7 protein-coding genes and 2 pseudogenes are annotated in these 12,180 nt (G+C 68.5%); 3 read left to right on the top strand and 6 right to left on the bottom strand.

Annotated elements, in window-relative coordinates; genetic code table 11:
* Window positions 1-504: 504 nt before the first annotated feature.
* Window positions 505-1,740: a protein kinase gene (locus tag ACH4TP_RS09110; RefSeq protein ID WP_398436670.1), complete on the bottom strand. Its 1,236-nt coding sequence runs from the start codon at window positions 1,738-1,740 to the stop codon at window positions 505-507.
* A gap of 8 nt (window positions 1,741-1,748) precedes the next feature.
* On the bottom strand, window positions 1,749-2,417 hold the full coding sequence (locus ACH4TP_RS09105; protein WP_398436668.1) for a DUF7019 family protein: 669 nt from the start codon (window positions 2,415-2,417) through the stop codon (window positions 1,749-1,751).
* Between the two features lie 227 nt (window positions 2,418-2,644).
* Between ACH4TP_RS09105 and ACH4TP_RS09100 the strand changes: the two genes are divergently transcribed.
* Together ACH4TP_RS09100 and ACH4TP_RS09095 are read left to right on the top strand one after the other, a co-directional pair.
* A complete protein-coding gene (locus ACH4TP_RS09100; RefSeq protein WP_398436666.1) occupies window positions 2,645-6,310 on the top strand; it encodes a protein kinase in 3,666 nt (1,221 codons plus the stop codon).
* 510 nt (window positions 6,311-6,820) lie between these two features.
* Window positions 6,821-7,282 (top strand): hypothetical protein, encoded by a 462-nt coding sequence (locus ACH4TP_RS09095; RefSeq protein WP_369148152.1) that lies wholly within the window; start codon window positions 6,821-6,823, stop codon window positions 7,280-7,282.
* Between the two features lie 243 nt (window positions 7,283-7,525).
* Here the strand turns inward: ACH4TP_RS09095 and ACH4TP_RS09090 are convergent, their stop codons facing one another.
* From ACH4TP_RS09090 to ACH4TP_RS09075, 4 genes and pseudogenes are all read right to left on the bottom strand, one after another.
* Window positions 7,526-8,794, bottom strand: coding sequence for an ATP-binding protein (locus ACH4TP_RS09090; protein ID WP_369148153.1), 1,269 nt, complete (start codon window positions 8,792-8,794; stop codon window positions 7,526-7,528).
* A 628-nt stretch (window positions 8,795-9,422) separates the two neighbouring features.
* Complete coding sequence (locus ACH4TP_RS09085; protein ID WP_369148154.1) at window positions 9,423-9,791, bottom strand: nuclear transport factor 2 family protein; 369 nt, start codon at window positions 9,789-9,791, stop codon at window positions 9,423-9,425.
* 33 nt (window positions 9,792-9,824) lie between these two features.
* The gene (locus tag ACH4TP_RS09080; protein WP_369148155.1) at window positions 9,825-10,400 is read right to left on the bottom strand and encodes an NADPH-dependent FMN reductase; all 576 of its coding nucleotides are present in this window, start codon (window positions 10,398-10,400) and stop codon (window positions 9,825-9,827) included.
* A gap of 440 nt (window positions 10,401-10,840) precedes the next feature.
* Window positions 10,841-10,977 (bottom strand): annotated as a pseudogene (locus ACH4TP_RS09075) (transporter); the annotation flags it as partial.
* Here ACH4TP_RS09075 and ACH4TP_RS09070 point away from each other — a divergent pair.
* Window positions 10,970-12,061 (top strand): annotated as a pseudogene (locus tag ACH4TP_RS09070) (hypothetical protein); the annotation flags it as partial. The pseudogenes ACH4TP_RS09075 and ACH4TP_RS09070 sit on opposite strands and share 8 nt — an antisense overlap.
* Window positions 12,062-12,180 lie beyond the last annotated feature (119 nt).

Below are 12,180 nucleotides of genomic sequence, written 5' to 3'. Positions count from 1 at the left end.
AGGCGAAATCGTCGACCCCCGCGCCACGCAGATCGAGCGGCTCAAGATCCAGGTCGCCGAACTCCAGAAGCGCGTCACCAAACGGGACGAAGCTCTGGCCGAGCTCACGGCGTTCAAGACCCTCGCCCTTTCCCGGATAGCTGCCCAGCACGACGAAATCCAACGGCTACGGGAACAGGCTGCAGGCCTCGGCAATGTCCGACGCCTTCCTGCCGCCCGCAGCGGTACGGCGCCGTATGGGTCGTGCAGCTGAGCCGGAGCCGCCCTCGCGCTGCGGCCGCCGCCCAACCGTGGCGTATCACGAGGGCCCCGACGCCCTTGTGGTGGTCAAGGTCCGTGCGCGCATGAGGTTGCCACACGTGTGACCAGCCACTTTCCCCGCCGTAGGAGCGGTTACATGAGGCGGGACATCAGCCTTATCGGCTGGTTTAGCCCTGAGTTGGAGTTTCTTGAGCAGATTGCTGCTGGTGCACGAGCTCGACTTTGTCCCGGAACGGAGGCTTCTCACATCGCCTCCTCCAGGGCGCGTCTGAACTCCTGTGCAGAGGGGGTGACGCCCTCGCGTGGATCCTCCACCGCGAGGATGTCGTCGATCAGTGCGGCCAGTCCGGTCGGGAGTGCAGCGTTCCTCTTGCGGATCGGCACTGCGGGCTCACGCAGGACCACACGAAGGGGATCGGTACCTTCTGGGAAGTCCCGGGGGGTGCTGCGGGTGAGAGCCCAGTACAGACATGCCGCCGAGGCCCATACGTCCACGGCGGGCGTGGCGTACTTATAGTTCACCATCTGGGCCCGTGGCATGAAGGCGACGCTGCCGCCCACCGCCCCGCTGCGGGTGTAGTCCGACAGCCCCGCGTGTTCGAAGGCCTTGGCGAGCCCGAAATCCGCGATCCTCACCACGGGGGTGGGTCCTGCGCCGGACAGCAGGACGTTCTGTGGCTTGATGTCCCGGTGCACGAGGCCCCGCGCGGGAGCCGTGGTGCCGTCACTGAGGCGCACCGCGGGCAGGGGGGCGCTGTGGGCGTACGCGAGGCCGTCGAGGACCTGGCGTATCAGGGCGATGGCGACGGCGGGGGTCAGGGTCCCGTCCTGTTCGATCACCCGTTGGGCGAGGTTTCCGCCTTCGCAGTACTCACAGGCGAAGTAGAGCAGCGTTCCGGTGGAGCCGGCGTCGCGGAATCGCACCAGGTTCGGATGCTGGAGCACTCTGGTGTTCTTGATCTCGCGCAGGAAGCCGTTCACCGCCTCCGGGTGGATAGCCACCTCGGGCCGGAGCACCTTCAAGGCAAGTGACTCGCCGGAGTCCTGCTGCCGCGCGAGGTAGACGATTCCCTGTGCGCCCCTGCCGATTTCCCGCACGATGGTGTAACCGTCGATCTGTTCGTCAGCGTCACCGTCGGCCGGGGCGGGTAAGCCGTCATCAATTGAGGACACGCGCAGCAGCAAGGTGCCGACTCGTATCTCGTCCCCGTCGGCCAAGTCGTGTGCCCGGGAGCCGGGACCGTCGATCCTGACACCGTTGACGTAGGTGCCGTTCCGGCTCCCGAGGTCGCGTACCCGCACCGTCGGCGGGTCGATGTCGAACGCGCAGTGATGGCGCGATACTTGCCTCTGGTCCGCGGATGCCACGATGGCGCAGTCGGCGGCGCGGCCGACGATGGCGGTGCCTCGCTCGCCATACGAGAACGTCGTGGATTGCGCGCCGACGACGGCCACGCTCAGCCGTACCTCCGCTGCCATGCCCGGTCTCAGTCGACAGTGGCGACGTACAGGGGCGAACCCAGCAGCACTATGGATCTGTCTTCCGGATCCGGACTCGGCCCGTGCAGAAGACGCTTAGCAACGAACTCCATCGTCTGCGCCGGCCCTTGCAACGCTTCCACGGTCCGGCGTACCGCGTTCAGAGCCGCCGCTTCTGGAGTAGCACGATGCCCGGGATCGCCGTTGACGAGCGAGTCGATCTCCGGGTCCACGCGGAGCCCATCCAGTAGCGAGGGCAACAGGGACCGGGCGAGTGTCGGGATGCCCCCGGCATCAGGAGACGCCCCCAGGACATGGTGCGTCGAACCGCCCAGACCGACGACGACACCACTGTCGGTGCGACCACCGAAGTACGCCAGCGATGTGCCGTCACTGTCCGTCAACACATTCCACCGCATTGCCAGTTGCTCTCGGAAGAATGTCTCCGGCTCGTCGACCGACCCCAGCTCACCGTGCTTCTCGAGGTGACTGACGACACGGTCCAGGCGACTGATCCGGTCGTCGTTCGGCGTGCTCTCCGTGACATCGCGATAGCTGGCGACCTTCGCGTCGATCCCGAATTCTCTGGTCTTCTTCTGGCCGAACGACGGATCGATCTGCGGCAGCAGCATGTCGACCTTGCTGTCGCTGACGTAGAGGTAGTACCGAAAGCCCAAGGTGCTTCCCCCGCTTCTTACATACCTCGCCCCACGGGCCGGTTGCAGCAATCAGTATGCGTCATGCTGCCTGCCGGTGCTTCAATTCTGGTCATGACATCTTCCTCAAGCGGCGCTCAGTTAGAGCCTGGATGCACCGCAGGATCCCCAGTCATGACGTTCGACACTGAGGGCACCGACATGTTCGGCGAGGGGCAGCGTGACGTCGCCGCGGAACCGGACTATGCGTGAACGCGGATCCGGTGCTGTGGCGCGAGGGTGACCTCATAGACGACCGCTATCGGGTGACGCGGATCCTCGGACAGGGCGGAATGGGCGTGGTGCACCAGGTCCGGCATCTCGTATGGGGCGCCGACCTGGCGGTTAAGAGCCCGAAAGGGCAGTGGTGGAACGCTACTCGCCGGGAGCAGTTCGTCACCGAGGCCGAGACCTGGGTGTCGCTGGGGCTGCATCCGCACGTGTGCAGCTGCCATTACGTACGCGTCTTCGACGGAGTCCCGCGCGTCTTCGCCGAGTACGTCCCTGGAGGCAGCCTCCATGACTGGATCCGCGGCCGGAGGCTCTACAACGGGGACCACCGCGGCGTGCTGGCCCGCATGCTCGATCTCGCGATCCAGTTCGCGTGGGGCCTCGAGCACGCGCACAGCCGAGGTCTCGTGCACCAGGACGTCAAACCGGCGAACGTCCTGATCGAGGAGTCGGGGGAAGGCGCCGTCACGGCGAAGGTCACCGACTTCGGCATCGCCCGGGCACGCGCCGTCGCTCTCGCGGCGGCCGCGGACGACACCGCGCCAGGCGTGAGTGTCCCGGTCTCGGCAGGCGGATACACCCGGAGATACGCCTCGCCCGAGCAAGTAGACGGACTGCCGCTGGGTCGGCGCACCGACGTCTACAGCTACGCGGTCGCAGTACTGGAGATGTTCACCGGAGGAGCGACCTGGCGGGCCGGCGAGGTCGCGGGTGAAGTCCTCGCGCAGCACCGCGCCCAGGCGGAAGGCGTTCCCCCGGACGGCGGCCCGCCTCACCTGCCCTCGGACCTTGCCGACCTGCTGGAACGATGCCTGCGCCATGACCCCGCGCACCGACCGGGATCGATGTCCGAGATCGCCGCCGAGCTGACCGGGATTTATCAGCGGGCGTTGGGACACCCCCATCCTCGTCAGATGCCCAAGGCCTCCGAACTGCTGGCGGACGAGTTGAACAACCGTGCCCTCTCCCTGCTCGACCTCGGCAGACCGGGCGATTCCGACCGGTCGTTCACGGCAGCGACAAAAGCCGATCCGCAGCACCTGGCGGCGGCCTACAACCACGGCCTGCGGCGGTGGCGACGCGCGGACATCACCGACGAGAACCTCATCGCCACACTCGACGGCATCCGCGCCGGCGACGACTCCTGGCAGGCCCGGCACCTGCTCGCCCAAGTACACCTGGAACGCGGCGACCTGACCTCCGCCCGCGCGTTGCTGGAGTCGGTACTGCACGAGACTTCTGATGAACCGGACGTCAGAGCGGCGTTACGCGCCGCCCGGTCCCCCCTGGGTGTCGACGCCCGCTGCACCGAGACCTCGGCAATCGCCTGGCGCGGCGAGCAGTCCATCGTGAACCCAGTCCGCATCGCCGCCGACGCGTCGCTCGCGCTGACCGGCGGCCGTGACGGCACGGTGCGATTGTGGGACCTGGACAGCGGGCACTGCCACCTGACGCTCTCTGGGAGCAGCCGTCCGGTGATCGCCGTCGACATCAGTCCAGACGGCACTGTCGGTGCCTCCGCGAGCGGGGACGACACGATTCGAATCTGGGACCTGACCACCGGCCGCGGCCTGTACGAGGTGCGCACGGAGCGGCCGCGCCGACCAGGCAGGGGGTTCGTGGCTCGGGGCGAGTACTACACCGTCCGGATCAGCGCCGACGCACGGTTCGTGCTGTGGGCGGAGGAAGGGAAGGTAACGCTCTGGGACTTCTGGGGAGCTGGACGGACCGTGCTGCACGACGAGGACGACGGAGGCTGGCGGGCAGGGATCGACCTGACCGCTGACGGGCGTCTGGCTCTCTTCGCCGACGGCGATCGGATTCGGATGTGGGAGCCGGCGAGCGGACGCGGGTGGCAGACCGCGCCCATACCCGACGGGATCGCCCCGGGCTTTCTCCGCGTATCCCCCGACGGCCGCTCCGCGGTCACCAGCGGATACGCAGCCGGGACCATCCGTCTGTGGGACTTGGTGAGCGGTCAGTGCGCCCACAGGCTCCAAGGACACCGCAGTGGGGTAAGGGCACTCTCGTTCAGCGGTGACTCGCGGTTCCTACTCTCCAGCGGACAGGTGGACAGGACTGTCCGATTCTGGGATCTGCGCACCGGCCGTTGCCTGCGAACCTTCGCCCTACCCGAAACGGGTGGCTACGTGGACGAGGTGAGGTTGGCGGGCGACGCCCGCCGTGCGATCTCGGTCAGCGACAACGGCACCGTCGCGCGCTGGACGATGCCGGCCGGACCCAAGACCGCCGAAACCGGGAGCGCGATCCTCCAACTGAGCCGGCCACGTCCCGTCACCGACTTAGCCAACCTGAGTAAGAAGGTGGAGGCGCAGGTGGTCTCGGCGGAGCAGGCGATGGCCGACGGACGTCTGCCGGCGGCACTTGACCTGCTCACGCAGGCGCGCGCCACGGCAGGGTACGAACGTCAGTCGCACGTGCTGTCCGCCTGGCGAAAGCTGGCCCGCAAATCGATCCGCACGGTCCTACGCGGCTCCTGGCCCGGCAAGACGCTTGCCACCGGGCACTTCCAGTCGGCCGACCTCTCCCAGGACGGCACGGTAGCCGCGGTCTGCCACACCGACGGCACGGTCCGGCTGTGGGACATCGAGCACGACACCGAACTGCGCGAGATCCGTGTGAACCCCGGCAGGTCGGGCGGGATGGGGGTCTGCCTCAGCCTGAGCGCCGATGGGCGCCGACTCTTGTCCGGTGAGAACGACCGGGTGCGGCTGTGGTCGGTCGACACCGGCGCATGCCTACACACCTTCGACGTGGGCGAACACGAGATATGGTCGGTACGCTTCGCAGCCGACGACAGTCACGCGCTTTTCAGCGGCCATCCCTGGACTCAGCTCTGGGACCTGCGCACGGGTTCCGTGTTGTCCACCATGCACGAAAGAGTCACCAGTGTCGCTTGGGCCGGTCCGCTCTCCCTTGCGGCCGCGATCGGCGGGGTGCACCGCGACACGGTGCTGGTGCACGAGGTGGCCGACGGCCAACTCGTCCGCAGGATCGACGCACCACGCCCCCCGGGAAATGCGCAGAACCCGACAGGCTATGAAGCCTTCTTCAAGCCGCGTGGCTTGGTCGAATGGAGTTCGGCGGGCCTAAGTGCCGACGGACGCCAACTGCTGACCGGCGACGAGGCCGGGGCCATTCAGCTGTGGGACCTCGCCACCGGGGAACGACTCCGGCAGTTCGAAAAGGAACCGGACCACACACCGTCCAAGCTCCGATTCACCGCCGACGGACGCTTCGCAATCTCCACCGGCCGCGACTTCAAGATCCGGGCGTGGGATGTCGGCACCGGACGGTGCCTGCGTGTCCTCGGTGAACACCGGCAGCCGGTCGACGACATCGTCGTCGCCTCAGACAGCCGTCGCGTGCTCTCATGGAGCCGAGTCGACGGCGCCCGACTGTGGGAGCTCGACTGGGAGCTGGAGGCCCGGGAAGCGGTCGACTGGGACGAGGCCGCAGCGCCCTACCTGGAGGGTTTTCTTGCCCGGCACGGGCAGCACCCGACCGATGCCGACATCGACGGCTTGCTGCGCCTCCTCCAAGACGCCGGTTACGGCTGGCTGCGAGCAGAGGGAGTTCGGGCCGAACTGGATCGCATGGCAGTCGCGCAAAGGAAGCGATGACCCAGTCTGGTGCGGTCGGGCTCGGCGCAGCGTCGCGGCCAAAGACTTCCGAAAGCTCGCTACCCCTGCTGGTTCTGAAGCGATCCGGGTCTCATAGAGGCTCCGGAGTGTCCCGGATCGCTTCAAACCGACCGCGGGGCACGGTGATCAACAACATCGCCCTTGCCGCCCCGGCCGCATGACGTCAGTCACGCGTTTGAGCCAGGAAAAGGACACGATGGCTCGCAACAATGCGACACGTATGAAGGGCTCCGCCCTCGTGTAATGCGACACGATCTGCGTGGGACACGGTCTCTGCTGACACAACTGCGCGCGGGGTGCCGTCGTCGCCCTCGCTGGTCTCGATCTCGTACAGGCCGGTGGTGGTCATGCGCTCGCCCCCGCGACGGCGGTGTCCAGGAGCGTGACGGCGTCGGCCTGGTACGGGTCGGCGAACAGCTAGGGCCTGTCCGATGGGTCGTATGAGCTGATCAGGAGCGTGGCCTACTGTTCGCTGAACAAGGGGGCCGCATGGCACGCGATACAGCTGAAGCAGAGGCGGGGATGAAGGGGATCAGATTTCCTGCCTGGCACGGAAAGCACTACGTGACGCTGGCTGAGCTACTGGTTCGCCTCGGCAGCTTCGGCCTGGACCTGACCTGGCGCGTCGAGTTCGACGAGATCGTCGATCCCCGCTGTGTCGAGATGGAGAGACGCGCCGACGCCGGCATGGACACGTTGACCTTGTTGTCGTTGACGACCCCCTTCCTCCAGTTGATCGACGCCGAAGCACGTGGGTTCGCGGAGGACCAGCTGGTGCTCGTCCTGACCGAATTCGATAGTTCCTCCTGGGACGTCAGGGCTGTCGACGCGGATTGCTCCGTCGATGAAGCCGCGCCACGTGCTCGCCGAGTCGGAGCCGGCCCCGCCCCCTCGTGGCCGGCCGCTGGCAGGACCCCCGCCGGCACCTGCGCGCACTCCGACGAGATCTGAGAAGCCCCGACCGGCCCCGGAGCCCACCCCGCCCACACACGAAAGGACGTGGCCATGGCCACACTGTGCGAACGCAAGACCTGGCCGCCGCCTGCACATACCTGGCGGGAGAAGGACTGATCACCGTCGACTGGGAGCCGGGCAACACCCCGGCGATGGTCACCCTCACCCACGAGGGAATCCGGCACATGGAGGCCGAGGAGGAAGGAGGGCCACGGGCCCGGCCTGATCCGGGCAGCACACCTATATGCGGGCGAACTCCTCTGTCTGCTGGGCGAACTCCTGGGCCATGGCCGCGCTGACCGTGGGCCTGGTTTCGCCGATCGCGCGCAGGTAGTCCTCGGTGGTGGGGTGGGCCCGGGTCCCGGTGTCGAAGGTGTGCTCGAACTGGATCTGTGAGACGGTGCGCGCCACATGGGCGATGTCGGCGGGGGTGAACCCCTCGCTGGCGGTCGCCAGCGCCGTGCTGTCGGCCTGCGCTCCCGCCCTGGCCAGGTAGCTCTCCCACAGCGCGGTCCTCGCGCGGTCGTCGGGTGGACCGATCGGCAGCACGTAGTCGAACCGGCCGTGCCGCAGGAACGCGGAGTCGAGGGTGATCACGTTGTTCGTGGCGCAGACGAGCAGCCGCCCGTCCTGGCCCCGGAACCGGACGATCGCCTTGAGTAGTTCGTTCACGACGCCGACCGCGGTCGCGTCCGCACCGCTCCGGGTCCCGGCGATCTCCTCGACCTCGTCGATGAAGACCAGGACGTGGTCGAGCCGGGCGATCTCGTCGAAGCGCCGGTTCAGGCCGCTGGCGAGCCCGTACTCGGCGGCCAGTCGGGCGGGGAACAGTTCGAGGAACGGCCATCCCAGACGGCTGGCGATGGCGTGCGCGAACGTGCTCTTCCCCGTCCCGGGCGGCCCGAAGAGCATCACGGCCCGCGGCGGCTCCACTCCGTGCTGGGCGGCCATTTCGGGATGGGCCAGTGGCAGGACCAGGCGCCGCTCGATGAGCTCCTTCTCCTTCTGCATGCCGGCGACCTTCTGCCACAGGTTCCCGGGCGGCAGCTCCGCTCCCAGCGACGCGAGCATGCTGACCGCCTGCGGGGTTACTTGCCCTCGCTTCTCGAAGAAGACCAGGCCCGGACGGGCGTCGAAGCCGCAGTTGTGCAGGGCGGTGGCGCCGGTCTCGCCGTCAGGCAGGACGGCGTGCACGGTTCGGACGCCACCGGCGAACAGCCGGTGCTCCAGGGCCGTGATCAGGTCGCTGCCCAGCCCCTGGTGCCGCCAGGCGGGCGCCATGCTGATGCGCAGGATCCACGCCCGGTCACCGTCCACCCTGCTCACTGCGGCGCCGACCACCACGTCGTCCGCGGTGGCCACCACCGCCGCGTGGTGGGCCTGGAGGGCCGCCACGGCGTCCGAAAGCGGAAAGAGCGGCGGCTCTTCGGCCGTGCCGCTCTCGGCGTCGACTCGGATCACCGATTCGAGATCGTCCTGGGCGTAGTCCCTGACGCGCCAACCCGTCATGATCAGCTCCGTGTGTTCGGCCGTACCCCCATCATCAGCCGATGTGCGCGGGACGCGCCCGTCGGCCTTCAGGCCGGCGGCACTGGAGGGCACGGCTGCGCACCTCACGGCGGCAGAGCCCCGTCCCTCGGCTGCCGTCCTCCGCTCCGTGAGGAAGTCGCAGGCCGGGCTTCCCGACGCGCGACGGGACCCGGCCGCGCCGGCCCTGCGTGAACCGGCCCGCCGGGGAATCCGGGCCGTGAAGGCCGCCGGGCACGGAAGCCGTGTGATGTGCCCGGTCGCCGGGGAGCATCCTGGAAGCCACGCCGCCCGTGCAGCCCGGACGCCGGCCCGCCGCCTGGTTGGAGGCATCAAGATGACCGTCGGAGGCCGCGCGGACCCGGATCGCTCGGAGAGCTTCGGGGAGGAACTGCTCGGGCTGCTCCTGGACGGGGCGCACGAGCTGCCGCCCCATCTGGTCGGCCCGTTTCCTGGTGGTGTCGACGACTGCCGTGGGGTGCGCCGCTGGGCGCCTCGTAGTCCGGCGCGCGGCGCACGACGATCCGTCCGGCTGCGGTCGACCTCACGCCGTTGCTCGCGAACGCCGGCTGAGTGAGGCGGCTCTTCGGTGGATCCCGCGCGATCGGGGCTACTCCGAACGGATCTCCGTGGTGATCGTGTAGAGCTCGATGATGACGCCGTTGTCGGTGCGAGCGATGTCCATGCCGGTTGCCATCGGAGGTTGGCCGACCGGGCCATACTCGAAACCGAGGTGGCCGATGTCGTCGAGGCCCGACGGGGGGCCCGTGGGGCGGAAGACCCAGTCCGGATTCTCAGCGCGCAGCTCCTCGGCACGCTTCGTGAGGTCCGTGTGCCCACGGATGACGCGGTCCGGTTCGTGCCACACCACGTCTTCGGCGTAGTGCTCGGCGACGATCGCGGCCCGGCGGACCGGATCCGGTTCGTTGAACACGTCGAGGAGGTTCACTCGCATCAGATCGGCGGGGGATCTGGTCATGGTGGTTCCTGGTTCCGATTGCGGGCGGGCCGGTCAGGCCACGACGGCCGGGGCCGTCCGCAGGGGTGCGAGCGCGGTGGTCCAGGCGACGACCTGGTCGAGCATGGTGTTGAGTGCGCCCAGGTTGTAGTCGCCGGGCTTGAACACGGTGAAGTTCTCGAATTCGGTGATCATGGAGAGCACGACCTGCTGCCGTACGTCGGCCATCTGGAGTTCGGCGGCGACCTGGCGCAGGTGTTCGGCGGAGCGTGTGCCGCCGGTGGCGCCGTAGGAGACGAGGCCGAGGGCCTTGTTGTTCCACTCGGCGTACAGGTAGTCGAGGGCGTTCTTCAGGACGCCGGGGATGCCGTGGTTGTACTCGGGGGTGACGATGACGAATCCGTCGTATGCGGCGATGGTCTCGGCCCAGCGGCGGGTGTGCTCGTTCTGGTACTGGCCGAACGAGGGCGGCAGCGGCTCGTCGAGGTGGGGGAGGGGGTGGTCGCGCAGGTCGAGCAGCTCGAAGCGGGCGTCGGTGCGGCGCGAGGCATGGTCGAGGACCCAGCGCGCGACCTGGTCGCCGACGCGGTGGGGCCGGGTGCTGCCGAGGATGATCCCGATGGTGAGCATGGTTGGCCTGCCTTCTTGTGGTCCTTGGCCAGGGGCCGCCCGCTGTCTGCGGACGCGCTGCCCGGAAGTTCGGCCATGGGGCGGGCGGTCGGCCCCCTCACCGGCCCGGCCCGCTGTCACCCACGGTGATTTGCCGCGACATCGACGAGCAGTCCAGAGGGTGGCGAACCGTCCGGCGAACGGGCTTGATGGCGTAGGTGCGAGGTGCGGTTGGCGACCCCGGTTCTCCCCAGATCCTCCCCAGCGCTTCCGGATCCCCGAAAGGCCAGCTCAGAGGGCCTGTGAAGGGGAGGGCGAGGAGATCACCCGCATCACTTCTCCCCAGCGCCCTGAATGGGTGGTTTGCGCGGCGATGCATGCGCAAACGGTGCGCGGCGCGTGCTTGAGACAGGTGCCCGCTACGGCCAGCCTCGCCGCTTGAAAATCACGTACAAACTGCCTCATACCACCCCCATCAACCCGATGGCGAAGGGCACCCGAGGCCCCAGCGCAGCTCCGGGCATGGAGTCGAAGCTCATGCCATAAATAGTTCCCACCAGTGTGGGAGCAAAGGGAATCCCGCCCACGACGAGATCTTCAAGGACACCTCCGGCGGCGCCTACTTCTACCTCGACGACCAGGACCGGGTCGTCCTCGCCGACTCCCGCCAGCACGTCCTGCGCATCGTCCACCGCCAGAAGGCGGACGGGTCCTGGGAGTTCGCCGTCGAGAACGACTGGGACCTCACCTCCCTCGTCCCGCACGACTGCGTCAGCTGGACCAACCTCTTCCCCAGCGGCGTCTGCGACCCCGTCACCTCCGTCATGCCGGACTGGGACGGCCGCATCTGGTGGGTGACCCGCCTCGGCCGCGTCGGCACCGTCGCCCCCGCGACCGGCGCCCTGCGCGCGATCAGGCTCGACGGCGAGGAGATCCAGAACTCCTTCTCCGTCGCCGAGGACGGCGTCTCCATCGTCACCGACCACGCCCTCTACAGCTTCCGCGCCGACGCCGACGGCGTCCCGCGCGTCCAGTGGCGCGAGACGTACGACCGGGGGACCGGCACCAAGCCCGGCTCGGTGAACCAGGGTTCGGGCACCACGCCCGACCTCTTCGGCACCGAGGACCAGTACGTGGCCATCACCGACAACGCCGACGACCGCATGAACGTCCTCGTCTACCGCCGGGGCGCGGACGTCCCCGCCGGCGAGCGGCTCGTCTGCAAGGTGCCGGTCTTCGGATCCGGCGCCTCCACCACCGACAACTCCCTGATCAGCTGGGGCAACAGCCTCGTCGTCGAGAACAACTACGGCTACGAGAACCCGAGCACGCTCCTGCTCGGCCGCAGCGTCGTCGGCGGCGCGGCCCGGATCGACGTCCGCGCCGACGGCAGCGGCTGCGACACCGTCTGGGAGAGCGACGTCCGCTCGCCCTCCACGGTCCCGAAGCTGTCCACGGCCAACGGCCTGCTCTACTTCTACGAGAAGCGCCCCAACTTCTGGGGCATCGACGCCTGGTACCTCACGGCCGTCGACTTCCGCACCGGCAAGCGCGCCTACTCGCGCTTCACCGGCACCGGCCTGTCCTACGACAACAACTGGGCGCCGATCACCATCGGCCCCGACGGCACCGCGTACGTGGGCGTCTTCAACGGCATCGTCGCCGTCCGCGACAGCCGCTGAGGCACGGCGGCGGGGGGGCCCCCGGGGCGGCCCCCCCCCCCCCCCCAACACCACGGGCGGGGGCCCCCCCGGGGGGGTTGGGGGGGGGACCCCGCCCCGGGCCCCCCCGGGGGGCAGCG

This window comes from Streptomyces sp. NPDC021012 (assembly GCF_044333355.1).
Lineage (GTDB): Bacteria > Actinomycetota > Actinomycetes > Streptomycetales > Streptomycetaceae > Streptomyces.
The sequence above is the reverse complement of the archived record's forward strand: the minus strand, read 5'-3'. Positions and strand labels throughout refer to the sequence as shown.

Coding starts and splice junctions, on each gene's coding strand:
- ACH4TP_RS09080 (WP_369148155.1), bottom strand. CDS start 10,400: ATGCTCACCATCGGGATCATCCTCGGCAGCACCCGGCCCCACCGCGTC.
- ACH4TP_RS09095 (WP_369148152.1), top strand. CDS start 6,821: ATGGCACGCGATACAGCTGAAGCAGAGGCGGGGATGAAGGGGATCAGA.
- ACH4TP_RS09110 (WP_398436670.1), bottom strand. CDS start 1,740: ATGGCAGCGGAGGTACGGCTGAGCGTGGCCGTCGTCGGCGCGCAATCC.
- ACH4TP_RS09090 (WP_369148153.1), bottom strand. CDS start 8,794: ATGACGGGTTGGCGCGTCAGGGACTACGCCCAGGACGATCTCGAATCG.
- ACH4TP_RS09085 (WP_369148154.1), bottom strand. CDS start 9,791: ATGACCAGATCCCCCGCCGATCTGATGCGAGTGAACCTCCTCGACGTG.